Below are 25,007 nucleotides of genomic sequence, written 5' to 3' on the forward strand. Positions count from 1 at the left end.
TCCAGGTGAGGATCGCTACGTGGCGATCTGATGGGGAGAATCCTACAGGCGAAACCAATAGCTGATTAGACTGCAACAATGCGATAGTTCGTCCCACTGATAGAACAATCGAGCGCCCACCATGCAAGACCTCAATGATCTTTACTACTTCGCCAAGGTGGTTGAAGCCGGAGGTTTCGCCGCGGCCGGGCGTTTGCTCGGCATTCCCAAGTCGCGATTGTCGCGGCGCATCGCCGAGCTGGAAGAGCGCCTCGGCGCGCGCCTGCTGCAACGCACCACTCGCCAACTGAAGCTGACCGCCGTCGGTGAACGTTACTTGCGGCACTGTCAGGCAATGCTGCTGGAAGCCGAAATGGCCGACGAAGCCGTGGCCAGTATGTCCAGCGAACCTCGCGGGCGGTTGCGGGTGTCCTGCCCCGTCGGGTTGGCCCACGAAATTCTGCCGACAGTGATCAGCGATTTCCTTGAGAAGTATCCTCAGGTTCAACTGGAGGTCATGTTGCTCAACCGCCGCGTCGACCTGGTGACCGAGGGCGTCGATGTGGCATTGCGGGTGCGTGATTTGGGCGACGAGGATCCGCTGTTGGTTACCCGACGTTTGCGCCAGGCGCAGATGGCGATGGTTGCCAGCCCCGGCTTTTTGCAAGGACGTAAAATCAATCACCCCGAAGACTTGAGAAACCTGCCCGTGCTCGGTGCCCTGGAAGCTGATCGCCTGGTGCATATCCGCCTGCTCGACCAACAGGGCAAAAGCTGCGACCTCACCCTCGAAGCGCGATTGGGCATCGATGACTTTATCGTGCGCAAGGCCTGCACCCTCGCCGGCCAGGGCTTTACCATGCTGCCGATGATGTACTGCGAGCAGGAACTGCAAGACGGCTCGCTGGTACAGTTGCTGCCCGACTGGTCGTTGCCTGGCGGCTGGCTGCAAGCGGTCTACCCTCATCGGCGCGGAGTGATGCCGGCCGTACGCGCCTGGCTCGACCATTTGATCGAATCATTCAATGCCTGTGGGGATCGACTGATATGAAGGCTGGACGTATGAGCGAAGAAGATGTCGCGCAATTCTGTCTCGCGCTGCCGGGTGCGCGGGAAGACTACAAGTGGGGTGGCGTACGGGTGTTTTCGATTGCCGGGAACAAGATGTTTGCCTTGCAGAATCTGCGGGGCGAATCCCTGGCCTTCAAGGTCGACAAGGACTTGTTTCTCGGTCATTGCGACCGCCCGGGAATCCGCCCGGCGCCGTATCTGGCGCGGGCTCAGTGGATCATCATGGAAACGCCCTACCCGCTGGGCCGTGAAGAGCTGCAAGGTTTGTTGCAGCGTTCCCATCAATTGGTCGTGAGCAAGTTGCCCAAGCGCACCCAGGTCGGGCTGCTGCTTTAAAACAGCGCCAGCAGATTTGCACCCAGAAACAATTGATCGATCCAGAACACCTGATGCATCAGCACGATGATCCAGAACACCAATTGATACGAGAGCTTGCGCGTCTTGTGACGGAACAGCTGCTGCGCCAGCAAGGCGCCCGGCCACCCTCCGGCGAGTTCCACCGCATGCAACACGTTCTCCGGCGTGCGCCAATGGTCAGCGCGCGCCTTGCGCTTGTCGCTCCAGTACAGCAAGAACGCCAGCAGGCTGACGACCCCGTAAGCTACCAGGGGAATAACCGAAACCCCACGCAGCCACAACGAGATCGAGCCAAACAGCGGCAACGTGCACAGGACCGCAAACACCAACAGTTTCAGCTGGAGATTGCGAATCGCTCCTGAGGGCTTGCGTCCGGGGTTGTTGCGCGCGCTGCCATCATTCATGGCTTGACCGCGGTCCAGTCGACCCAGCCGAACTGCCAGGTGGCCAGGATGAACAGGCCGAACGCGATGCGATACCAGGCGAACGCCGCATAGCTATGGCTGCCGATGAACACGAGCAAGGCTCTGACGGCAATCATCGCGAAGATGAACGCCGTGACAAAACCGATCGCGAACACCGGAAAATCAGACGGAACGAACAGGTCGCGATACTTGTAGCCCGAGTAAACCGCCGCTGCGACCATGGTCGGCATCGCCAGAAAGAACGAGAACTCGGTAGCGGTCTTGCGCGACAGCCCGAACAACAAGCCACCAATGATCGTGGAGCCGGAGCGTGACGTCCCGGGAATCATCGCCAGGCACTGGGCGAAGCCGACTTTCAGGGCATCTTTCCAAGTGATGTCGTCAACGGATTCGGCATGCACTTCATGCTGACGCTTTTCGGCCCACAACATGACGATGCCGCCCACAACCAACGCCGTCGCGACAGTGATCGGGTTGAACAGGTACTCGTGGATCAAATCGGAAAAAATCACCCCAAGTACCACGGCCGGCATGAACGCAATCAACAGATTCGCGGTAAAGCGTCGAGCGCTCGGCTGGGTCGGCAAACCGATGACTACGTCGAAGATCTTGCGGCGGAACTCCCACACCACCGCCAGAATCGCCCCCAGCTGAATAATGATGTTGAAAGCGATGGCCCGTTCGCCACCGAAGTCGAGCAAGTCCGCCACGATGATTTGGTGACCGGTACTGGAAATCGGTAAAAACTCCGTCAGCCCTTCTACCACCCCAAGTATCAACGCCGAAAAGGCAGTCCAAAGATCCATCAATCCCCCAAGAAGCAATGCGCCACGGCATGCCCCATTAATATTTTTTCACAACGTTGACTGCGGTCAGCGTCGCTGCTGCGCCGCACGCATAGAATCCGGACGAAACCATAAAAATTCCGTGAAAAATCGACTTGGATTCAGGTTTTTCCGCGCGGGGCCGAAATCCTATCAGACAAGTCTGATTAACGCTGCCGCGTTGTTGGACTTGGGTCGGATATGACCGATTGGCAAAGTGTGGTTGGATGCTGGCGATCATTTTTTACAAGAAAAAGAAACCGGAGTGACAGCGTTATGAACAGCTTGCGCAGTATGTCGATCAGCCGACGCTTGTGGCTCATCTTGATCGTGGCCGTCCTGATGCTAATGACGTTGGGCGTCTTGATGCTCAAGCAGATTCACGATGACCTTTACCAGGCCAAGGCCCAGAAAACCCAGCATGTGGTGCAAACCGCCAGCGGCATTCTGACTTATTACCATGGCCTCGAAACTGCCGGCACCCTCACTCGCGATGCTGCGCAGAAGCAGGCACTGAGCGCCGTTCGCGGTCTGCGTTATGACCAGAATGACTACTTCTGGATCAATGACCTGACGCCGGTGATGATCATGCACCCGGCCAACCCGAAACTCGACGGCCAGAACCTCTCGGCGATCCGCGACCCGGACGGTTTTGCCCTGTTTAATGAAATGGTCGCCGTCGCCAAGTCCAAGGGGGCCGGTACCGTCGACTATCGCTGGCCGAAACCGGGCGCGAGCGCTCCGGTAGAAAAAACGTCCTACATCAAACTCTTCGAGCCCTGGGGTTGGGTGATCGGTTCCGGCGTGTATATCGATGACATGCAGGCCGAGTTCTATGGTCAGGTCTGGAAGGCCACATTCGTGGGGCTGGTGATAGCGCTGGTCATGGCGCTACTGGTCATCCTGATCGCCCGCAGCATCGTGCGTCCCTTGCAGGAAACCGTGAACGCCATGGCCAACATCGCCAGCGGCGAAAGCGACCTGACCCGCAGCCTCGATACCCATGGCCAGGATGAAGTCACGCAACTGGCACGCCACTTCAACGCCTTCACCGCCAAGCTGCGGCTGGTGATCAGAGAACTGCAGGTATCCGCCAGTGCCCTCGGCCAGTCTTCCAGCGAACTGGGCAACGACGCCGCCCAGGCCCAGCAACGCAGCCAGCAACAATCCCAGCAAATGGAACTGGTGGCCACAGCCATTAATGAAGTGACGTATGGCGTCCACGACGTCGCGAAAAACGCCGAGCACGCCGCCAGTGAAATGCGCGATGCCGAGTCTCAGGCGCAGCAAGGCCAGGTCAATATCGATGGCAGCCTGCAACAGATCGACAAGCTGTCGTCGACTATCGATCAGGCAGTGGACGTGATTCGTACCCTGGCCGCCGAAAGCACGCAGATCGGCAGCGTTCTCGAAGTGATCCGTTCCATCGCCGAGCAAACCAACCTGCTGGCCCTCAACGCAGCCATCGAAGCTGCTCGCGCCGGCGAGCAAGGTCGCGGTTTTGCGGTGGTGGCCGATGAAGTGCGACTGCTCGCTCAGCGGACCCAGAAGTCCACGGCCGAGATCCAGTCGATGATCGAACGCCTGCAAAGCCACTCCGAAGCCGCGGTCAAAGTGATCAGCGACAGCAGCCGTGCATCGCAGTTGACCATCGAGCAGGCCGGCCTGGCCGGCGCAAGCCTGAATGCCATTGCCCAGGCGCTGCGCAATCTCAACGGGTTGAACGCCTCCATCGCCAGCGCGACCTTGCAACAGGCGCATGTGGTCGAGGACATCAACCAGAACGTCACCCAGGCCGCCGGTTTGTCCCACAGCACCGCGCTGGCGGCCGAACAGTCGAGCGTGGCCAGCGTTCACCTGAAGGAATTGAGTGAGCAATTGAACGGGCTGCTCAAGCAGTTCCGGGTGTAACGACAAGCCCTGTGTAGCAGCGGCCGAGCCTGTGGTGAGGGGATAAATCCCCTCACCACACCTCGCAGGCGCGGCAGCTGCTACACAGCACGCCGGTTCTACTTGGCCGCGCCTGCCGTTACAATCGCCCCCTCTTCGACTTCCCCCAAGGAACCTCCATGTCCGGGCTTGAACTGTTTGCCGCTGCCCTCGGTGTCATTGCCGTCTGGTTGACGGTCAAACAGAACCCTTGGTGCTGGCCGATCGGTCTGGTCATGGTGCTGCTTTATAGCTGGATCTTTTTTGAGGTAAAGCTCTACTCGGACATGCTCCTGCAAGTGATCTACGCCGCATTGCAGCTCTATGGCTGGTGGCAGTGGACACATGCGGGTGGCGCGCGACATGGTCGGCAGGTCAGCCTGCTCGACGGTAAATCAGTTGCTATCAGTCTGGCCATTGGCGCGGTCGGCAGTCTGTTGCTCGGCGCTGCAATGGCGAACTGGACCGATGCTGCACAACCCTGGCTCGATGCGGCACTCACTGGCTTCAGCCTGGTGGCGCAGTTATGGATGGCGCAAAAACGCGTTCAATGCTGGCCGTTGTGGTTCACCCTGGACATAATTTTCGTCGGGCTGTTTATCTACAAAGGCCTGTACCTGACTGCCGGGCTCTACGCGCTGTTCGCCGTGATTGCCGTGCAAGGCTGGCGGGAATGGCGCGCCGATCTGGCATTGCGCACATGAAAGTCCTGGTACTCACAGGCCCCGAATCCAGCGGCAAGAGTTGGCTGGCAGGCGAGTTGCAACAGCATTTCGGCGGGGTGCTGGTAGACGAGTATGTACGCTGGTTCATCGAACAAAACCCACGAGATACCTGCCTGGCCGACATTGCGCAAATCGCTCGCGGACAGCTTAAATGGGAAGACGAGGCACGCGCCCGGCAGCCGCATTTGCTGATTCTCGACACTCACTTGTTGAGCAACATTCTCTGGAGCCAGACCTTGTTTGGCGATTGCCCGACGTGGATCGAACAAGCCTTGCTGGCACGGCACTATGACCTGCATTTGCTGTTGAGTCCTGAAACCGTGGACTGGCATGACGACGGACAACGTTGCCAGCCGCAACTGGCAGAACGTCTGGCATTTTTCCAGGCCAGCCGCCAATGGCTTGACCTGCACCATCAACCTTTCCAGGTGCTGCAAGGTGACTGGCAACAACGCAAGGACGCAGCATTCGAGGCTGTGACGCACTTGCTCAACACCTGAGCGCCCCCACCGCTCTGCCGAAAATGTCCATTACTGAAACACCCTCCCCCGTGCAAACCCGCGAACTAAAGCGGTTCAAGCATTCCTGCAAGAACATGTTAAGCCACCGATACAACCTGCCTTCCGCGCCGCTAGCAAGCAAATGCCGCCAGCATCGACGGCATTTTCACGTGGCTATGTCTCGGCGGCGTTACAAACTTTTTTGACCTTATCGACAAAAAAAGCCAAGCATCTGTTTTCAAAAGAAAAACCAAAACCGGCACACCTTCTGCTCTCTACCTCGCAACGCTGATAAGGGCCAGCGTTCCACTTACAGAAGGAATTGCCGCCGTGGGGAAACGTGATAACAGCATTTATGGCCTCCTGCTGATCGGATGCGCACTGGGCTCAAGTGTCTGCATGCCCGTACAAGCAGACAACGGCATCATCATTATCAAACGTGATGTCCAACCGCGCATGGCAACGCGTGCTCCGATAATTCCCGATCCTAGCCCCACGACCGCCAATGCCAACCCGTCCAAACAAATCATCAGTCAAACGAACGAGTTGAGCGACGGCGACTTTGCCGGTGTTGCCAGTGGTGCAGGCATCTCCCGCCTGGTCACTCAAAACACCAATAACCTGGGCGGCAATATCAGCAACCAGACCCAGCTTTCCAACCTCCCCGCCGGGCGCTCTGGAAATGCCGGAAACGGTATCGCCAACATGGTCAATTCAAGCGTCCAGCAAGGCCTGGGTGCTCTGAAAGTCATAACGGGAGACCGTTAAGATGAATCGTACGCTGCTGATTATCGCCATGTTTTGCAGTGCATCGACCTTCGCCCAATCTCCCGTCATCAATAACGCCAACATCGACGGCTCGGGCACGCAGTACCAGGGCAACCTCGCGGTCAACCAGGCTGCCGGCGATCTACAGCAACAGGCTAACGCCCGGGCCATCGCCGCTGGCCATGGAGCCAATGCGACCACGCAGATTCGCCAACGGCTGCGTACGGTGGTCGACCCCAGGATCGATGCGCGATCCAGCATTCAAGGCGACTCCTTCAGCCAGGGCAACGGCGTTCTGGGCGTCAACCAGAGCGCGGGCGCCAGCAACCAGCAGGCCAATGCCCTGCGTATAAGCATCGGCACACAGCCGCAAAGCATCGACGACAGCGTCCTCAGGCAACAGAACGTGGCGCTGATCATCAACTCCGATCCAACTGACTCTGCACCAGGCTATCGCCAGGTCGCTACCAGCGATCAGGCCTTCACCGGTAGCCGTGGGGTGATCCAGTTGAATCAGAGCGCCGGGGTGGGAAACCGAACGGCCAACACCCTGAGCGTACGGGTCATGGATTGACCCAAACAGGTAGGTACAACACTTAACCTAAAATAAGTACGGAGAATCACCATGAAACCTTCGATGGCAATAAAACCTCTGGTTTTTGCAATCGCTGCGGTCTTGGCTGTTGCTGCACAAGCTGGGCAAAACGATCGGCGTGGCAACCATCACAACGGTGGCCATCACAACCCTCCTGCAAAAATGGTCCCTATCAGCGCGACTGCCAATGCGAACGACAGACAGAGCAGTACCGGCAACCGCATCTGGAATGAAGGGGTAGAAAACTCAGCCGAGATGAGTAGTTCGGCCGCAGGCGCAAGCGGCAACGTCGGCGTCAACGTGGCGGCAGGTTCCGGCAACCAGCAAGACAACGCCGCCGCCATCGCTAACGCAGCCTCCGACAACGCCGCGATCGATAACAGCTTCGTGTTCGGCACTGCCAATGCCACCGCTGACGTCAGGCAAACCAGCAACCGTAACCGCGTCGACAACTTCGGCGTAACCAACTCTGCCGTGATGAGTGGATCCGCCGACGGCAGCAGCGGCAACGTGGGTGTCAACATTGCTGGCGGCGATCTGAACCAACAGAAAAACACCATGGCAATTGCCAATACCAATGCTCCACTCGGTAGCGCAAGAGCCACCGCCTCCGCCAATCAAGACGGTCCTGGCCTGACAGTGAACAACACCGCTGACCGGACCTACCGCGTGGATACCATTACGGTTACCAAAACCGCTAGTGGTAGTGCCTCTCGCGAGAAGTCCTTCGAGGCTAGTGGCAGTCAAAGCGCTTCTTCGAGCTGGGCTGCGGCCGGTTCCAAAAGCTCCGAAGCCAGCGGTTCGCTTAGCATTGATGTAAGCGGTTCATCCGCCAGCGCTGCAAGTGGTTCCAACAGCAGCGCTGCAAGCGGTTCCAACAGCAGTTCTGCTAGCGGATCCAACAGCAGCAGTGCAAGCGGTTCCAACAGCAGCAGTGCTAGCGGTTCTTCGAGTGCTTCTCTGAATGCTTCCCTGGGCGCTACTTTGGACGCTGAAGCAGCGGCTTCCAGCTCCACTACCTATAACAATGGCTTTGGCGATCGCACCCGTAGCAGGAGTTCCGAGGCATCGCTTAGCGCATCGGTTGACGCAACACTTGATGTAGCGGTAGACAGATCGTACGACCGTTCGCGCGATTCCTCGTTCGACCGTTCACGCGACTCCTCGTACGACCGTACACGTGACTCCTCGTACGACAAATCGCATGAATCCTCGTACGACAAATCGCGCGAATCGTCGTTCGAGAAAGCGTTCGACGCTTCGTTCGAGAAATCGACCGCGTCCTCGTACGATAAATCGGGCAGCAAGTCGTCCGAATCTGAGTACGCCAAAGCGGGAAGCTGGAGTGAAAGCAGCTCATATGATTTGAGCAACACCTACTCTTATCAAGTGCTGACTCCAACTGGCTGGGCCAACCCTGTGACCAACACTGCAACCCTGAGCGGTTCGGTGAATGGTGGCAGTGGCAACCTGGGCGTCAACGTAGCTGCCGGTGTGGGCAACCAGCAAAGCAACTCGCTGGCCATCTCCAACCAATCGTTCTAACTGCTGTCTCTGGAGGCCCCCTTACGGGGGCCTTTTTCAACACCACCAGAAGGCATCCCGCTATGCGCATTATCGCCTTGGCGTTCCTGCTTTGCGTGGCCAGTGTTATCGAGGCTGCACAACTGCCGCTTTCCGTCCTGCCGGGTGGCGGGTTGGTATATAAGCCGATCCAAAGCATTCGTGAGCGCAAGTTTTCCGACCTGGTACAGCAGAAAACCGACTTCAGTTGCGGCGCAGCGGCGCTGGCGACGATATTGCGCCAGGCCTATTGGCTGGATGTAGACGAAGAACAAATCATCGAAGGCATGCTGGCCCACTCGGATCAAGACCTTGTCCGCGTCCAGGGCTTCTCCATGCTCGACATGAAGCGTTACGTGGAAAGTCTCGGCATGCGGGCCCGTGGTTACCGGGTAGCGACGGAAACGTTGAGCGAAATCAAAATTCCGGTCGTGGTACTCATGGATATCCGTGGCTACAAACATTTTGTAGTCATGCAACGGGTTCATAACGGCTGGGTATACATCGGAGATCCGGTACTCGGTCATAAACGTTACAAAGTCGAAGACTTTGTAAAAGGCTGGAACGGCATCATCTTTGCCGTCATCGGCCAGGGCTACGACAAATCCAATGCGTTGCTCGACCCACCCCTGCCACTGACCGCCAAGAACCGCATCAACACCTTCAGCCCGGTGCAAGACGCAGAGTTGATGGATTTCGGATTCATCCAAAGCGACTTCTTCTAATAACAAGGGAGCACGACGCTCCGGGAGCATTCCAATGAAGACTCCAATCTGGCTGGCCGTGGTTTGCCTGGCCGCCAGCCTGCCGACCGAGGCACAAACGCTCAAACCCATTGAACTCAAGGATCACGAATTGGCATCCCTGCGCGGCCGCTATGTCATGCCGGGGCGGATCATCAGTTTCGGCATCGTCATGACCAGCACTTGGCAAAATGCCAACGGTGAAGTGATCGGGGCAACGTCCTCGATGCAAATTCAACAATCGACCATCAAGCCACAGTTCTATGTGTCGATAATCAATGAAAAAGGTTATGGCTCAGCGAGCTCACAAGGCACCGGCACCGTCACTGGCGGCGACGGCCTCAATACCACTGAAGGTGTCACTCAAGTCGTGCGTGCTGCCGGCGACCACAACACTGCCTACAACAACGTTGATATCAACGTCACAAGGTCTAATCAGGCGCCCACAACGCAACAGCAAGGACAGGCATTGGCCGCAGGCTCGACGCTGGCCGACGCCAATGGCGCGGGCTCGCTGAGCGTTTCTTCGACCGGTACGGGTATGCAACTCAACATCGTGGCCAACAACAACCAGGGCAATACGGTACAACGCCTGGGCCAGGGTGGGCTGATGCAGAACACGACTTTGCTCGGCGCTGATAACCAGGTCCGAAACCTCACGTCCCTCAATGTCGTGCTGCGTGACAACGTGGCGACAGCCGGCTCGCTGAACGGCAATCTGGACCAGCTCAAAGGTCTTCGCACCCAGGGATTCTGATCTACGCTCAGTCTCATCAGATGAAGTCAGAAGGGACGGCTAACCCATGCACCGATCGTTTACGTTCAGAGCTATCGTTTGTTTGAGTAGCCTGGCCCCGGCGACACTGCTATACGCAGCACCGGACCCCCAGGTCGAATTATTAAAACAAGAACTCATGGAGTTGAAACAGCGTTACGAAGCACAGCAGAACGCATTGATGGTACTCGAGCAACGCGTTCGCCAAGTCGAAGAAACACCTGCAACACCTGCTCCCAAACGCCTGACCAAATCCCCCGCCGAAACGCCAAAGGGTGGCCAGACGCTGGCCGCTGGTGCGCCGGGAACCACAGGCAGTTCATATGGCCAGTCGCTCAAGGATGATTCGGAGCCTGCGCAAAGCGTTTCCAACCTGTACGACGAAGCCAGCGGCTTCTTCGGTGGCGGCAAATTCAGTTTCGAAACCGGCGTGACCTACACGCACTACGATACCCGTGCATTGGTACTCAACGGCTTCCTGGCACTGGACTCGATCTTCCTCGGCAACATCAACCTCGACCGTATCAAGGCGGATAACTGGACCCTGGACCTGACCGCCCGCTACAACACGGGACAACGCTGGCAGTTCGACATTAACGTCCCCGTGGTCTATCGCGAAACCACGTATTCCTCCGGCGGCGCTGGTGGCGCCGCCAACGGGGTTTCAGACGCGACGGTTACCCGCGACCCGGCGATCGGCGATGTGAACGTTGGCGTTGCCTACAAGTTCCTGGATGAATCGGCCAACCTGCCCGACGCGGTGATGACACTGCGCGTCAAGGCGCCGACCGGGGATGACCCTTACGGCATCAAACTGGTTGAGGTCCCGGGCAACGATAACCTCGCAGTACCCGAAGACTTGCCTACCGGCAATGGTGTCTGGGCGATCACCCCGGGTATCTCGCTGGTCAAGACCTTCGACCCAGCCGTGCTGTTCGGCAGCCTGTCCTACACCTACAACATTGAAGACTCTTTCAGCGACATCAGCCCTCAGGTCAACGCCAAGGTGCCCGGTGACGTGAAACTGGGCAATTCCTGGCAGGTCGGCGCCGGCATCGCTTTCGCCTTGAACGAGAAGATGAGCATGTCGTTCTCGTTCACCGACCAGTTCGCCCGCAAGAGCAAGATCAAGCCGGACGGTGGCGATTGGCAATCGATTACCAACAGCGACTACAACGCGGCCAACTTCAACATCGGCATGACCCTGGCGGCAACCGATAACCTGACGATCGTTCCCAACCTGTCCATCGGACTGACCGACGACTCGCCAGACTTTTCCTTCAGCCTGAAATTCCCGTACTACTTCTAATCCGGCCCCCACAAAAAACCCGCTTTTTCGGCGGGTTTTTTGTTGTTGATGGCTTCAGGTTTTCAGTGCTTTTAGTTGCAGCTCAACGTATCTGATGCTTGTGCAACAACCGGTAGAAGGTAGGCCTGGAGATCCCCAGCACCTTGGCGGCGATGCTCAGATTATCGCTGTGGCGGTTAAGTACATCGCACAGAGCCTGGCGCTCTGCCCGGTGCTTGTAATTTTCCAGCGTGCCCATCGGCGCGGCAACTACATGCTGGCTGATCAGGCCCAAGTCTCGCGCTTCGATCTGCCGGCCTTCGGCCAGTACCAACCCTCGACGAACCCGGTTGGCCAGCTCGCGCACATTGCCCGGCCAGTCATGCTTGCCCATGGCAATCAACGCGTCTTCACTGAAGCTGCGCGGACGGCGGCCGGTTTCATGGCTGTAGAAATGGGAAAAGTGGTTGGCCAGCATCGACAGATCGCCATTGCGCTCACGCAGGGGCGCGGTCGCGACCTGCAACACATTGAGGCGGTAATACAGATCTTCACGAAAGCGTTTCTTCTCGATCGCAGCCTCAAGATCGACATGGGTCGCAGCCAACACCCGCACATCCACGGGAATCGGCTGACTGCCGCCCACCCGCTCGATGTGCTTATCCTGAAGGAAACGCAACAGGTTCGCCTGCAGCTCCAGGGGCAGATCACCGATTTCGTCCAGAAACAGCGTGCCGCCGTTAGCCGCTTCGATCCGCCCGATCTTGCGTTGATGGGCGCCAGTAAAGGCCCCCTTCTCATGGCCAAACAATTCGGACTGGATCAAGTGTTCGGGAATTGCGCCGCAATTGATCGCGACAAAGGGTTTGCTGTGACGTTGGGATTGTCGATGGAGCGTGCGGGCGACCAGTTCTTTACCGGTACCGCTTTCACCACGGATCAATACCGGAGACTCGGTGGGCGCCAGCTTGCTCAGCAACTTGCGCAGTTCGCGAATGGGTTTGCTGTCGCCAAGCAGTTCGTGTTCAGGCGAATCAATGTGAACGGTACCTTGCCCACGCAGGCGTGCCATCCCGAATGCCCGGCCCAGCGTCACCTGAACCCGGGATACATCGAATGGCAAGGTATGGAAATCGAAGAACCATTCGCAGACAAAGTCTCCGACATTCTGCAAGCGCAGGACTTCCTGGTTGAGTACGGCGATCCACTCGGTACCGCTACGGCTGATCAGCTCTTTGACGGCTTCCGGGTGTTCGAGGTGAAAAGGCTGCAAACGCAACAGGCCGACATCACAGGTTTTATCGGCAACATTTTCCAGGGTACAGCTGTCAACATCCCAACCCACAGAGCGCAAACCCGGCAGCAGACGATAACAATCGTCGCAAGGGTCCACTACTAACAGACGTCGTAAGGCAGGCACTTCGATCATGACTGTTCCTTGGCGCCAAATTTATGAAATATTATTAAAAACAGTCGTTTGGCGGATCTGGCTGTAACGTTAGCAATAATTTGACGTGACCTTGTATCGTTTGACTATAGAGCGGTTGCGTTATTAGTTATAAGAAGCGACTTGGTTAGTTACCTAACGAGTCATTCCTTTCATTCAGCTTTCAACGCCTGTCCAAATCTTGAACCCATCAAAGAAAGTTGATATTTCTTTTAATTGTATGTGACCCGCCCCCCGGTTGCGGGCATCAGTACAAGTAACCAGCCGAACGGTAAGCCCAACCGACGGCACATCACTTGATTGGGCATACAGAGAGAAAACCCCATGAACGCCCCGCTCCGCATCAACGAAGCTCTTTTGATTGCCGACCGCGCATTCCAACCGTTCCAATGCGTGGCCTGGGCCCCACAAGATGGCAATGGCGAACTCTGCCTGACCGTTATCGACCGCACCAATACCCGCAGCATCGGGCGCAAACAGATCCCAAGCAGCGCCTATACCGATCCTGCGCAACTTGAATGCCTGCTTGAAGCGGCACGTGCGGAGTTGAGCGAGGAGGGTTACAAACTCCAATCGTGGTCAATGCCACACTAAGCGTTTTTGCGGGTTACCAAAGGGTAGCCCGCGCCCTCCCCCGATTACTTTTCGAAACTGCACACGCCTAACTGCTTGGCAGGCTTGCCAGTGGGTCGAAAAGACACTGTTCTGGCACACAGCGACCCTCCGCCTGTTAGTTATGACAGTTGTGCATTCAGCCGTTCAGGGATTGAATGTTTCCTTATACAGTCGCCACCCAAACTCCCGGTTCAGGACGACTCGCAAGGAGCTGCGTGCATGTCAATCCAGACCGCGTTTGCATTACCGGCAACCCTGAGTGACGCCGGCAAGCTTGATTCAACCTTCGCCTCATCCGGCAAAACCCAAGTGTATTTCGCAGGCAGTCTCTCAAGCATGGCCAACGGAGTTGCGATTGATTCAAGCGGCAGGTTGTTAGTCGCGGCGAAGGTCGGAACGCCAGGCGGCAGCCGCTTCGGTCTGGCTCGCTTGCTTGAGGACGGCTCGGCGGATCTGGCGTTCGGCAACCAAGGCAGCGTCATCGGGCAATTTCAACACGGCTTTGAAGCCATGGCCGGCAAAGTCCAGGTACTGGCCGATGGACACATACTGGTAGCCGGCCTGCATTACGAAAATGCTCACCGGACACTGCCCGCCCTCGCCCTGTTTGATCAGCATGGTCGGCCGGCGCAATGTTTTGGCGACAATGGCCGCTGCGTCGTGCGTCTGCCGGGCGATCTTTCCCAAGGCGTGCGTGACACCTGGCTTCCCCCCGGCGTACCGGGCGCAGAAGCCTGTGATGCCTGCGTGCAGGAGGATGGTCGGATCCTGCTGGTGGCCAATCATCACTTCGAACTGTCCGATCATGTCGGCATGCTGATACGGCTCAACACCGACGGCTCGCTGGACAACACCTTCAACGGTCGTGGCTTCGTGATTGTCAGGCACTTGTTGATGAACACCTGGCTCAGCAGCCTGATGGTGCAACGAGACGGCCGGATCCTGGTGGGAGGATCGATCAACTTCCCTGAAGAAGGTCTGTTGGCCCGCTATCACATCGACGGCAGGCTCGACGATTGTTTCGCCGTGGATGGTTTCATGACCTTCAAGGCACGTGGCTATAGCGCTCAGGTCAGCCAGATCGTCCAACAGGAAAATGGCGATGTGCAGTGCTTTGGCAGCAGCCGCGACCCGATGCACTGCCTGGCACTGAAAATACACAGCAACGGGCGCCCGGACATTCATTGCAATGGAGGCCAGGCCCAATTGCTGGAAATTGGCCACAGTGGCTGTCAGTGGACCGACGCGAAGGCACTGCCGGACGGCTGCGTGGTGACGGTCGGAGCCACGATCGGCGGCGTCGAGGCGGATTTCATTCTGGCGCGGCACCTACCCAACGGGCAACTCGATCGCAGCTTCGGCAATGGCACCGGTTGGGTTCGCACCCGCCTTGGCCGCAGCCTGGATACCGCGACTTCAGTGGTCATGCAGGCCGATGGAAACATTGTCGTAGGCGGTTATTCACTCGATGGTAATTATCGGGCGGTTGTCGCGCGCTATCTGGGATAGGCCCGCACAGTATTCCTGCACTTGATCTTCCCTGGCGCTTACGGCAAGTTGCGCGCTTCTTAATACAAGGAGTAGCCGATGCCCGGTTCAATGGCTCAGGCGTTCGCGCATAATTTTCTCGGGCATTCACCCCGCTGGTACAAGGCAAGCATTGTCGGCTTCCTGATTCTCAACGCGTTGGTGTTGTGGACCGTCAGCCCGGTAGTGGCCGGTTGGCTGCTGGTGCTGGAGTTCATCTTTACCCTGGCGATGGCGCTCAAGTGTTATCCGTTAATGCCCGGCGGCCTGCTGGTGATCGAAGCACTGCTGCTGAAGATGACCACGCCCCAGGCACTCTACGACGAGCTGGTGCACAACTTCCCGGTGATCCTGCTGCTGATGTTTATGGTGGCCGGCATCTACTTCATGAAAGACCTGCTGCTGTTTCTGTTCTCACGGCTGCTGCTCGGGGTTCGCTCCAAGGCGCTGCTGGCATTGATGTTCTGCTTCCTCTCGGCGTTCCTGTCGGCGTTTCTCGATGCCTTGACCGTGACCGCCGTGATCATCAGTGCAGCCGTCGGGTTTTACTCGGTGTATCACCGCGTCGCCTCAGGCAACGATCCGCGTCAGGACAGTGAGTTTGGCGACGACCAGCACCTGCCCACACTCCATCACGCCGACCTCGAACAATTCCGCGCCTTTCTGCGCAGCCTGCTGATGCATGGAGCCGTGGGTACCGCACTGGGCGGTGTTTGCACATTGGTCGGTGAGCCGCAGAACCTGTTGATCGGCCACGAGATGGGCTGGCACTTTTCTGAGTTCTTTCTGAAAGTCGCCCCGGTTTCATTGCCGGTCCTGGTGGCGGGCCTGGTGACCTGCGTCCTGCTGGAGAAACTTCGCTGGTTCGGTTACGGCACGCTGTTGCCGGACAACGTGCGCGCGATTCTGGCCAACTACGCTGCAGAAGACGATGCCGAACGCACCTCGCGCCAACGTGCAGCGCTCATCGTGCAAGGATTGGCAGCGCTGGTTTTGATTGTCGGGTTGGCGCTCCACATTGCCGAGGTCGGCCTGATCGGCTTGATGGTGATCGTGCTGATCACCGCATTCACTGGCATCACCGACGAGCACCGTATCGGCAACGCGTTCAAGGACGCCATGCCGTTTACAGCGCTGCTGGTGGTGTTTTTCGCGGTGGTGGCGGTGATTCACGATCAGCAGCTGTTCACCCCTTTGATCCAGTGGGTGCTGGCGCTGCCAGCGGATCAACAACCGGGCATGCTCTTTATCGCCAACGGCTTGCTGTCGGCCATCAGCGATAACGTGTTCGTCGCGACCATTTACATCACCGAGGTCAAACAGGCGTTCATCTCCGGCCACATGAGCCGAGAGCATTTCGAGACGCTGGCGATTGCGATCAACACCGGCACCAACCTGCCGAGCGTGGCGACACCCAATGGTCAGGCTGCGTTTCTGTTCCTGCTGACCTCGGCGATTGCACCGCTGATTCGCCTGTCGTACGGGCGGATGGTGTGGATGGCGTTGCCGTACACCGTGGTGATGGGTGTTCTTGGCTGGTATGCCGTGAGTTATTGGTTGTAGCACCGACCAAAAAATATGGGAGCGGGCTTGTGTGGCGAGGGGGCTTGCCCCCGTTGGGTCGCGGAGCGGCCCCAAAAAATGGGACTGCTGCGCAGTCCAACGGGGGCAAGCCCCTCGCCCACACAAGCCCGCTCCCACAGGGTTTTTGCATGAGCTATCGAGGGAGGATGTAGCGCTCGATTGCCTGGGCGGCACCGTCCTCGGTGTTGGCGCCTGTCACCACGTCCGCCTGGCGCTTCACCGCCTCTTCCGACTGCCCCATGGCGATCGACAAGCCTGCGCGGTGAAACATCGCCGGGTCGTTGCCGCCATCGCCCAGCGCCGCGGTCTGCTCCAGCGGTACACCGAGAAATTCAGCCAGTGTCGCCAGCGCTGCACCCTTGTTGGCTTGCATCGCGGTCACGTCCAGATAAATCGGCTGTGAACGGGAAACCTGTGCCTGGCCTTCCACTTTGGGCAGCAGCAGTGCTTCCAGCTCAATCAACAATTGCGTGTTGTTGCTGGTGGCGACGATCTTGTCGATACGTTCCAGGTACGGTTCAAAACTCTCGACCACCACTGGCGGATACCCCAGTCCGTGCTGTTCACGAGGCACCATTGGGCCGTTCGGATCTTTCAGCAACCAGTCGCCACCACTGAACACCCAGATTTCGATGTCCGGCCGGTCGGCAAACAGTGCCAATGCCGTCAGCGCCGCCGTCGCCGGCAAGAAATGTGCGACCAGCAAACTGCCGTCCGGATGGACGATAGTGCCGCCATTGAAGGCTGCCGTTGGCAGGTCGACGCCCAGGGCTTCAATCTGCTGCAACATGGCTTTGGGTGGACGGCCGGTGGCGAGGCTGAACAACACGCCCGCCTCGCGCAAGGAACGGACGGCTTCAATCGTGCGTTGGCTGAGGCTGTGATCGGGCAGCAACAAGGTGCCGTCCATGTCACTGAGCAGAAAACGGATGGGGTGCGTCGTTGCATCACTCATCCGAGGCCGTGCCAGACGCGACCATCGCGAGTCAGCAGATCTTCGGCAGCCTGCGGGCCGTCTTCGCCAGCGGCATAGCTCTGCACGCTCGCGTCCTGCTGCCAGGCGTCGAGGAACGGCTGTACCGCGCGCCAGCCATTCTCGATATTGTCGGCGCGCTGGAACAGCGTCTGATCGCCGGTCAGGCAATCGTAGATCAGGGTTTCATAGCCGGTGGACGGCTGCATTTCAAAGAAATCCTTGTAGGCAAAGCCCAGTTCGATATTGGCCATTTTCAAGGCCGGGCCGGGCCGTTTGGCCAGCAGATCGAACCACATGCCTTCGTTGGGTTGAATCTGGATTCGCAGATAGGTCGGTTGCAGTTCATCGACCTCGGTATCGCGAAACTGTGCATACGGCGCCGGTTTGAAGCAGATGACAATCTCGGTATCGCGCACGCTCATGCGTTTGCCGGTGCGCAGGTAAAACGGCACGCCGACCCAGCGCCAGTTGTCGATCATGACTTTCAGCGCGACGTAAGTTTCGGTATTGCTGTCGGGCGCCACGTTGTTTTCCTGGCGATACCCCGGCAACGGCTTGCCGTCGATTTCGCCGGGCGCGTATTGGCCGCGCACCGAATTGGCCAGCGCTTCCTCGACCGACCAAGGACGAATCGCACCGACTACCTTGGCTTTCTCGCCGCGTACTGCGTCGGCGCCAAAGGCAGCCGGCGGCTCCATCGCGACCATCGCCAGCAATTGGAACAGGTGATTGGGCACCATGTCCCGCAAGGCGCCGGTGTGCTCATAAAAACTGCCACGGGTTTCCACGCCGACGGTTTCGGCGGCAGTGATTTGTACGTGGTCGATGTAGTGGTTGTTCCAGAACGCTTCGAACAGGCTGTTGGAAAACCGGCTGATCAAAATGTTCTGCACGGTTTCCTTGCCCAGATAGTGATCGATCCGGTAGATCTGGTTTTCCGTCATTACCTTGAGCAAACAAGCGTTCAAGGCTTCCGCCGTTGGCAGATCGGAACCGAAGGGTTTTTCGATCACGACCCTTCTGAACGCTTCCGGCGACTCTTGCAGCAAGCCGGCGGCGCCGAGACGACGCACCACCTCACTGAAGAACCGTGGCGCAGTGGCCAGGTAGAAGACGGCGTTGCCAGTGCCGCTGTCGGCGATTTTCGCCGCCAGGGCTTGATAGGTGCTGTCGTCCAGGAAGTCGCCCTGGACGTAGCTGATGCCTTTGGCCAGCTTGGCCCACAAGGCCGGGTCAAGGGCATGCTCGCCCTTGCCGACCTTGGCGGCCACTTCGGCCCGAATGAAGTCTTCGAGTTTTTTCGCAAAGGCTTCATCGGTGATGGCGTTGTGGTCGACGCCGATGATCCGCAGTCCATCCCCAAGCAGACCGTCACGACTCAGGTTGTACAGCGCCGGCATCAGCAGACGCTTGACCAGGTCACCATGGGCGCCGAACAGAAACAGCGTGGTCGGTGGTGCGGCTTCGGCCTTGGATTTATTGCGGATCAAGCGGGTCATTTTTTCGAAGTCTCCACGTGGCCACCGAAGCCGAAACGTTGGGCCGAGAGAATTTTGTCGCCAAAGGTGCCTTGCCCACGCGAACGGTAGCGGGAGAACAGCGAGTTCGACAGCACCGGTACGGGCACCGATTGCTCCATCGCGGCTTCGATGGTCCAGCGACCTTCACCGCTGTCAGCCACCGAGCCTGAGTAACCGTCGAGTTTCGGGTCGCTTGCCAGCGCGTCGGCGGTCAGGTCGAGCAGCCAGGACGACACAACGCTGCCACGACGCCATACTTCGGCGATGTCGCCTACGTTCAGGTCGAAACGCTGGTCTTCCGGCAGGTTGGTGCTGGCCTTGGTCTTGAGGATGTCGAAGCCTTCGGCGAAGGCCTGCATCATTCCGTATTCGATGCCGTTGTGGATCATTTTCACGAAATGGCCCGAACCGGCCGGGCCTGCATGGATGTAACCGCGCTCGGCACGATCGTCTTCGGACTTGCGGTCCTTGGTCCGAGGGATGTCACCCAGGCCCGGTGCAAGGCTGTCGAACAGCGGATCAAGGCGCTTAACCACCTCGGCTTCGCCACCGATCATCATGCAGTAACCACGCTCCAGGCCCCAGACGCCGCCGGAGGTGCCGACGTCGACGTAGTGCAGGCCTTTCTGCGAGAGGGTTTTCGCCCGGCGAATATCGTCCTTATAGAAGGTGTTGCCGCCGTCGATGATGGTATCGCCAGCTTCGAGCAAGGTGCTCAGGGTGTCGATGGTGTCTTCGGTCGGTGCGCCGGCCGGCAGCATCACCCACACCGCACGTGGCTTGGCCAGGCCAGCGACCAACGCTGGCAGGTCGATGACGCCAGCGGCGCCTTCTGCGGCCAGGGTGTCGACAAAGGCAGTATTGCGGTCGTAAACAACGGTGGTATGCCCGTTGAGCATCAGGCGCCGCGCAATATTGCCGCCCATGCGGCCCAGTCCAATAATCCCGAGTTGCATGTGCTGATGCTCCTTACTACAAATAAAGTGTGTCAAAGGTTATAGCCCAACGTGACTAATGAGGGTTAGTCCAGAGCGCTGGCACATAGTTTCCGGGCATTGTGCCCGATTCAGATTGATAACGTCGGTAATCGAGCCGAAGACACAACGACCGTGAAAAATAAAAAAGTTCCCTTCAAGGGCAAAAGAAATCAAAATCGGCGCCGATAGTAAATAAGCACCCGATGTCGGGGGCAGGTTTACAGTTGAGACAGCCATTTGCGAGGTGAGCAATGGGCACAGTACAAGCAGCACGGCCAGCACAAACCCTTTACGTCACGATTCGTCGCGATGAATTGCGCCAGTTGAAAGACGAGCGCGACCAATTGAAGCAGGAGCTCGCGCAATTGCGCTTGTTGACACAAAGCAATCAGGCCCAGCCTTTGCCCGTCACTCACCGTGTGCCTCACGCCTGATCCCCTCGCTTGATTCGGAAGCAGCCCATTGCTGTTTCCGACCTGCTATCCCTCTTTGCCAAACCCGGCAACATCACGAAGTTTTCACATCCGTTTGTTGATACTCCGGCTCATTATGGCCGCTCGGTATCCGCGCGGTGCCTGTTCGTCGGTGACGTCGATGTCCCGACGATGAAAGTGATTACTGGCTGGAGCGCTGAATGGCTTTGTTTAAACGCAGCAATACGTCTGCGAATGGTTTCGACTGGACAGGATTTCTCTGGCTGTTCCTGTTCTTCTGGTATTTTTCCGGCATTACCCAACTGCTGATCCAACTGACAGGCACCTCTGGTTTCAGCGGGTTCCGCCAGGCCTTTGTGATGAGCGCCCTCTGGCTTGCGCCGATGTTGCTGTTCCCCAAACAGACACGTGTCATGGCGGCAGTCATTGGTGTAGTGCTGTGGGCCTGTTCAATGGCCAGTCTGGGTTATTTCTTCATCTATCAGCAGGAGTTTTCCCAAAGCGTCATCTTCATCATGTTCGAGTCGAACATCTCTGAAGCCGGCGAGTACATGACTCAGTATTTTGCCTGGTGGATGGTGGCGGCATTCCTCGCCCACACCGCTTTCGCTTACTTCCTCTGGACTCGCTTGCGCCCGGTGTACATGCCCCGCGGTCGGGCACTGGTGGCTGCAACGGCGATTGTAGTGGCCGTGGTCGGTTATCCGCTGATCAAGCAAACCGCGCGCACCGGCAGCCTTGCCAGCGGTTTCGAGAAGTTTGAAACCCGTATCGAGCCCGCCGTGCCTTGGCAGATGGCCGTGGCTTATCACCGTTACCTCGATACCCTGGCGGGTATGCAAGACATGCTCCATAGCGCGAGCAAGATCCCTCCCCTGCACAATCTCAAGGATTCGGCGGCCAATCAGCCGGCGACCCTGGTGCTGGTGATCGGTGAGTCCACCAACCGTCAGCGCATGAGCCTGTACGGCTACCCTCGGGAAACCACCCCGGAGCTGGACAAGCTCAAGGATCAACTGGCGGTCTTCGATAATGTCATCACCCCACGCCCTTACACCATCGAGGCGTTGCAGCAGGTTCTGACCTTCGCCGATGAAGAAAATCCGGACCTGTACCTGTCGAGCCCGTCGCTGGTCAGCATGATGAAACAGGCAGGCTACAAGACCTTCTGGATCACCAACCAGCAGACCATGACCAAGCGCAACACCATGCTGACGACCTTCTCCGAGCAGGCCGACGAGCAGGTGTACCTGAACAACAACCGTAACCAGAATGCCGCCCAGTACGATGGCGATGTGATCGAGCCGTTCAACAAGGCCTTGGCCGACGCTGCGCCGCGCAAGCTGATCGTCGTGCATTTGCTCGGCACGCACATGAGCTATCAATACCGTTATCCGTCGTCCTTCGACAAGTTCAAGGACCGCAAAGGCGTTCCGGACGGTGTGCGCGACGATCAGGTGCCGACGTACAACAGCTATGACAACGCGGTGCTGTACAACGACTTCGTGGTCTCGAGCCTGATCAAGGACTACGCCAAGTCTGATCCGAACGGGTTCCTGCTGTACCTCTCCGACCACGGTGAAGACGTTTTCGATTCTCCTGGTCACAGCACCCTTGGCCGCAACGAAAGCAAACCGACGGCGCCGATGTACACCATTCCGTTCATGGCCTGGGCCTCGCCGAAATGGCGCGAAAACCATGACTGGAGCTTTGCCGGTGATCTGGGGCGGCCTTACAGCAGCTCGCACCTGATCCATACCTGGGCTGATCTGGCGGGTCTGAGCTTCGATGAACTGGATCGCAGCAAGAGCCTGGTCAGCGACAGTTTCAAACCACGGCCATTGATGATCGGCAATCCTTATGAGCGCAAGCAAAAGGCATTGATCGACTTCAGCCTGATGAAGCCCAAGGCGCTGCCAGGCGCTACGGCAGCCGTTCAGAAGTAATCCTTTCAGGGGCCGGTTCCGGCCCCTTTTCCTGTGCCTTTGCGTGGCGGTGCTGCCCGAAACGCCGCAAAGATAATAATTATTCTCGTTTATAGCTAAATCCCGGCTCTCCCCTTCGTCTTTGAACAAACGGAAATTTTCCCTCGAAGACAAGGAGTCGGCCGCGATGTTCGCGCCTATCACCCGTTCCATGACCTTTACCCTGGGCCTGTGCAGTGTCGCCCTGTGCCCCGAGCTGCTGGCTGAAACCAACCCGGATCAAGAACCCGCCCGCACCCTCGAACTGGGCGCCACCAATGTCACCGCCCAGGGCTTGGGCAGCACCACCGAAAACACCGAGTCGTACACCACGGGCGCCATGAGCACGGCGACGCGCCTGAACCTGTCGATCAAGGAAACGCCGCAATCGGTGTCCGTGGTCACGCGCCAACAAATGGACGACTTCAAACTCGGCACGCTGTCCGAAGCCATGAGCCAGACCACCGGCGTGGTCGTTCAGCACAACGATTCGGACCGGGTCAGCTATTCGTCCCGGGGTTACTCGATCAGCAATTTCCAGATCGACGGCATGCTGAACACCTTCACCTTCATGAAGTCCGATTCCGACACCATCATCTACGACCGCATCGAAGTGGTTCGTGGTGCCACCGGCCTGACCACTGGCGCGGGCGACCCTTCGGCCACCATCAACATGGTGCGTAAACGGCCGACGTCGCAGTGGCAAGTCCAGACCGGTGTCAGCGGCGGCAGTTATGACGACTACTACAGTTATCTGGATGTCGGTGGCCCGCTGGCGTTCGACGGCCGCTTGCGCGGACGCAGCGTGCTGGCCTATCGCGACAGCGATTCGTTCCGCGACAAGTACCAGCAACAACGTGAAGTCGGCTACGGCATTCTCGAAGCCGACCTGACCGATGACACTGTATTGGCCGTGGGCTACGACTATCAGAACAAACACGTCCAGGGCACATCCTGGGGCACGGTGCCGTACTGGAACGCTGACGGTGGCAAGGCCAACCTCGGACGCTCCACCAACATGGCCACCTCGTGGAGTTCCTGGCCGCTCAAGGACAAAACCGCGTTCGCCACGCTGGAACACCAATTGGGTGCCGGGTGGCGCGCCAAGGCCGCCTACACCCATCGCGAGAGCGATACCGACGGCAAGATCTACTACGGCGGCGGGGGTTTCCCTGAGGCTGATCGCAGTGGCATGAGCGCTAACGTCAGCCACATGCTCAGTACGCAAAAAATGAAGGCGTATGACTTCAACATAGCCGGCCCTTACTCGCTATTCGGAAGGGAACACGAAATGATGATCGGCTACGGCGAGGCCGAGCGCCGGGAAGATTCGCCCTACATGGTGGACGGCCCCAGGGCGGCGGATTACGAAAGCATCCGCGACTGGAAGTACATGGGTGATATCGCCAAGTTTCCCGACACGGTCACCAGCCTTTCAGGTTCAAAAGACAGTACCCGCCAGAAGGCCGGTTACCTGGCCACTCGCCTGAGTCTGACGGATGAGCTGCACGCCGTACTCGGCAGTCGTTATGGCAGCTGGAAGGTGTCGACCAGGACCAACAAGTACGACAACAACCTGCAACTGAGCAGCGTCGATGCCAGCAGCCAGGAACACAACGACATGTGGACGCCCTACGCCGGGCTCCTCTACGACCTCACCCCCGAATACACCGCGTACGTCAGCTACACCGACATCTTCAAGCCGCAAGACAACCGCGACAGCAACCGCAAATACCTCGAGCCGGTGGTGGGCAGCAACTATGAACTGGGGCTCAAGGGCAGCTTGCTGGAAGAACGCCTCAACCTGGCGACCGCGCTGTTCTGGAGCAAACAGGACAACGTTGCCGAACTCGACGATTCGGTGCCACCGGATCCGGTGACCGGTGATGAGTTCTACAAGTCAGGCGGTAAAGGCAACAAGGTTCAGGGCTTCGAAGCCGAGGTCTCGGGCGAAGTCATGGCCGGCTGGAACATGACGGCCGGCTACACCTACACCCACGCGGCCAATGGCGAAAAGAAACGCGCCAATACCAACCAGCCGCTGAACATGTTCCGGCTCTCCACGGCCTATCGTCTGCCCGGCGACTGGCAGGCACTGACCGTCGGTGGCGCGGTGAACTGGCAAAGCGATGTGTTCCGCGCCGCCAGTCGCCCAGTGGGACGTGATGCCAACGGTGCGGTGATCACCGAAAAAACCAACATCCGCCAAGAGGCTTATACCGTGGTCAAACTGATGTCGCGGTATGAGTTCGACAAGCACCTGTCCGCCTCGCTGAACGTCGATAACCTGTTCGACAAGAAGTATTACGACAACGTCGGGTTCTATAACGGTGTGTTTTGGGGTGACCCGCGTACGGTGACCCTGAGCCTGGACTGGAAGCTCTAGGCGCAGGCAATTCCCATTTGACGGAATCGGCGGAT

Annotated in this window: 23 protein-coding genes; 17 read left to right on the plus strand and 6 right to left on the minus strand. The window is 58.1% G+C overall.

Going from position 1 to position 25,007, the window contains the following annotated elements; genetic code table 11:
• Positions 1–121: 121 nt before the first annotated feature.
• Entirely contained in the window at positions 122–1,030 is a 909-nt protein-coding gene (locus PFAS1_RS26735; protein WP_076031195.1) for a LysR substrate-binding domain-containing protein, read from the plus strand.
• Positions 1,027–1,386: an MmcQ/YjbR family DNA-binding protein gene (locus PFAS1_RS26740; RefSeq protein WP_076031196.1), complete on the plus strand. Its 360-nt coding sequence runs from the start codon at positions 1,027–1,029 to the stop codon at positions 1,384–1,386. Before PFAS1_RS26735 ends, PFAS1_RS26740 begins: the two co-directional genes overlap by 4 nt.
• On the opposite strand, the gene PFAS1_RS26745 is transcribed toward PFAS1_RS26740, so the two are convergent.
• Both PFAS1_RS26745 and PFAS1_RS26750 read right to left on the minus strand, forming a co-directional pair.
• Positions 1,383–1,811, minus strand: coding sequence for a DUF1294 domain-containing protein (locus tag PFAS1_RS26745; protein WP_076031197.1), 429 nt, complete (start codon positions 1,809–1,811; stop codon positions 1,383–1,385). The two genes, PFAS1_RS26740 and PFAS1_RS26745, sit on opposite strands and share 4 nt — an antisense overlap.
• A complete protein-coding gene (locus PFAS1_RS26750; protein ID WP_076031198.1) occupies positions 1,808–2,638 on the minus strand; it encodes an undecaprenyl-diphosphate phosphatase in 831 nt (276 codons plus the stop codon). The genes PFAS1_RS26745 and PFAS1_RS26750 overlap by 4 nt, the downstream gene beginning before the upstream one ends.
• 294 nt (positions 2,639–2,932) lie before the next feature.
• On the opposite strand from PFAS1_RS26750, the gene PFAS1_RS26755 reads away from it, so the two are divergent.
• The 9 genes from PFAS1_RS26755 to PFAS1_RS26795 all read left to right on the plus strand — a co-directional run bounded on the left by PFAS1_RS26755 (position 2,933) and on the right by PFAS1_RS26795 (position 11,563).
• Positions 2,933–4,567 (plus strand): methyl-accepting chemotaxis protein, encoded by a 1,635-nt coding sequence (locus tag PFAS1_RS26755; protein WP_076031199.1) that lies wholly within the window; start codon positions 2,933–2,935, stop codon positions 4,565–4,567.
• 158 nt (positions 4,568–4,725) lie between these two features.
• Positions 4,726–5,289, plus strand: coding sequence for a nicotinamide riboside transporter PnuC (gene pnuC, locus PFAS1_RS26760; protein WP_074876417.1), 564 nt, complete (start codon positions 4,726–4,728; stop codon positions 5,287–5,289).
• On the plus strand, positions 5,286–5,810 hold the full coding sequence (locus tag PFAS1_RS26765) for an AAA family ATPase (RefSeq protein WP_076031200.1): 525 nt from the start codon (positions 5,286–5,288) through the stop codon (positions 5,808–5,810). Before pnuC ends, PFAS1_RS26765 begins: the two co-directional genes overlap by 4 nt.
• Positions 5,811–6,140: 330 nt before the next feature.
• Complete coding sequence (locus PFAS1_RS26770; RefSeq protein ID WP_076031201.1) at positions 6,141–6,578, plus strand: hypothetical protein; 438 nt, start codon at positions 6,141–6,143, stop codon at positions 6,576–6,578.
• Position 6,579: 1 nt separating this feature from the next.
• Positions 6,580–7,152 carry an adhesin gene (locus PFAS1_RS26775; RefSeq protein WP_076031202.1) on the plus strand — a complete coding sequence of 191 codons (573 nt, stop codon included), beginning with the start codon at positions 6,580–6,582 and terminating at the stop codon, positions 7,150–7,152.
• A 51-nt stretch (positions 7,153–7,203) separates the two neighbouring features.
• Complete coding sequence (locus PFAS1_RS26780; RefSeq protein ID WP_076031203.1) at positions 7,204–8,718, plus strand: heme utilization protein; 1,515 nt, start codon at positions 7,204–7,206, stop codon at positions 8,716–8,718.
• A gap of 62 nt (positions 8,719–8,780) precedes the next feature.
• The gene (locus PFAS1_RS26785; RefSeq protein ID WP_076031204.1) at positions 8,781–9,461 is read left to right on the plus strand and encodes a C39 family peptidase; all 681 of its coding nucleotides are present in this window, start codon (positions 8,781–8,783) and stop codon (positions 9,459–9,461) included.
• Positions 9,462–9,495: 34 nt separating this feature from the next.
• Complete coding sequence (locus PFAS1_RS26790; protein ID WP_076031205.1) at positions 9,496–10,236, plus strand: hypothetical protein; 741 nt, start codon at positions 9,496–9,498, stop codon at positions 10,234–10,236.
• 46 nt (positions 10,237–10,282) lie between these two features.
• Complete coding sequence (locus PFAS1_RS26795; protein ID WP_076031206.1) at positions 10,283–11,563, plus strand: coiled-coil domain-containing protein; 1,281 nt, start codon at positions 10,283–10,285, stop codon at positions 11,561–11,563.
• 82 nt (positions 11,564–11,645) lie between these two features.
• Here the strand turns inward: PFAS1_RS26795 and PFAS1_RS26800 are convergent, their stop codons facing one another.
• On the minus strand, positions 11,646–12,971 hold the full coding sequence (locus tag PFAS1_RS26800; protein WP_076031207.1) for a sigma-54 dependent transcriptional regulator: 1,326 nt from the start codon (positions 12,969–12,971) through the stop codon (positions 11,646–11,648).
• 342 nt (positions 12,972–13,313) lie between these two features.
• Here PFAS1_RS26800 and PFAS1_RS26805 point away from each other — a divergent pair, with 342 nt between their 5' ends.
• The 3 genes from PFAS1_RS26805 to nhaB all read left to right on the plus strand — a co-directional run bounded on the left by PFAS1_RS26805 (position 13,314) and on the right by nhaB (position 16,694).
• Positions 13,314–13,583, plus strand: a complete 270-nt coding sequence (locus PFAS1_RS26805) for a hypothetical protein (protein WP_074876399.1) — start codon at positions 13,314–13,316, stop codon at positions 13,581–13,583.
• Between the two features lie 240 nt (positions 13,584–13,823).
• Positions 13,824–15,113: an NHL repeat-containing protein gene (locus tag PFAS1_RS26810; protein WP_076031208.1), complete on the plus strand. Its 1,290-nt coding sequence runs from the start codon at positions 13,824–13,826 to the stop codon at positions 15,111–15,113.
• 78 nt (positions 15,114–15,191) lie between these two features.
• On the plus strand, positions 15,192–16,694 hold the full coding sequence (nhaB, locus tag PFAS1_RS26815; RefSeq protein ID WP_076031209.1) for a sodium/proton antiporter NhaB: 1,503 nt from the start codon (positions 15,192–15,194) through the stop codon (positions 16,692–16,694).
• A gap of 154 nt (positions 16,695–16,848) precedes the next feature.
• On the opposite strand, the gene PFAS1_RS26820 is transcribed toward nhaB, so the two are convergent.
• The 3 genes from PFAS1_RS26820 to gnd are packed head-to-tail and all read right to left on the minus strand — an operon-like array spanning position 16,849 to position 20,167.
• Positions 16,849–17,670, minus strand: coding sequence for a Cof-type HAD-IIB family hydrolase (locus PFAS1_RS26820; RefSeq protein ID WP_076031210.1), 822 nt, complete (start codon positions 17,668–17,670; stop codon positions 16,849–16,851).
• Positions 17,667–19,190: a glucose-6-phosphate dehydrogenase gene (gene zwf, locus PFAS1_RS26825; protein ID WP_076031211.1), complete on the minus strand. Its 1,524-nt coding sequence runs from the start codon at positions 19,188–19,190 to the stop codon at positions 17,667–17,669. Before zwf ends, PFAS1_RS26820 begins: the two co-directional genes overlap by 4 nt.
• Positions 19,187–20,167 carry a phosphogluconate dehydrogenase (NAD(+)-dependent, decarboxylating) gene (gene gnd / locus PFAS1_RS26830; protein ID WP_074876389.1) on the minus strand — a complete coding sequence of 327 codons (981 nt, stop codon included), beginning with the start codon at positions 20,165–20,167 and terminating at the stop codon, positions 19,187–19,189. The genes zwf and gnd overlap by 4 nt, the downstream gene beginning before the upstream one ends.
• A 272-nt stretch (positions 20,168–20,439) precedes the next feature.
• Between gnd and PFAS1_RS26835 the strand changes: the two genes are divergently transcribed.
• The 3 genes from PFAS1_RS26835 to PFAS1_RS26845 all read left to right on the plus strand — a co-directional run bounded on the left by PFAS1_RS26835 (position 20,440) and on the right by PFAS1_RS26845 (position 24,972).
• Positions 20,440–20,622 carry a DUF6026 family protein gene (locus PFAS1_RS26835; protein WP_008149922.1) on the plus strand — a complete coding sequence of 61 codons (183 nt, stop codon included), beginning with the start codon at positions 20,440–20,442 and terminating at the stop codon, positions 20,620–20,622.
• 200 nt (positions 20,623–20,822) lie between these two features.
• Positions 20,823–22,568, plus strand: a complete 1,746-nt coding sequence (locus PFAS1_RS26840) for a phosphoethanolamine transferase CptA (protein WP_076031212.1) — start codon at positions 20,823–20,825, stop codon at positions 22,566–22,568.
• Between the two features lie 166 nt (positions 22,569–22,734).
• Complete coding sequence (locus PFAS1_RS26845) at positions 22,735–24,972, plus strand: TonB-dependent siderophore receptor (protein ID WP_076031213.1); 2,238 nt, start codon at positions 22,735–22,737, stop codon at positions 24,970–24,972.
• The last annotated feature ends 35 nt before the right edge of the window (positions 24,973–25,007 follow it).

This window comes from Pseudomonas frederiksbergensis (genome assembly GCF_001952935.1).
In the GTDB taxonomy this organism is placed as follows: domain Bacteria; phylum Pseudomonadota; class Gammaproteobacteria; order Pseudomonadales; family Pseudomonadaceae; genus Aquipseudomonas; species Aquipseudomonas frederiksbergensis.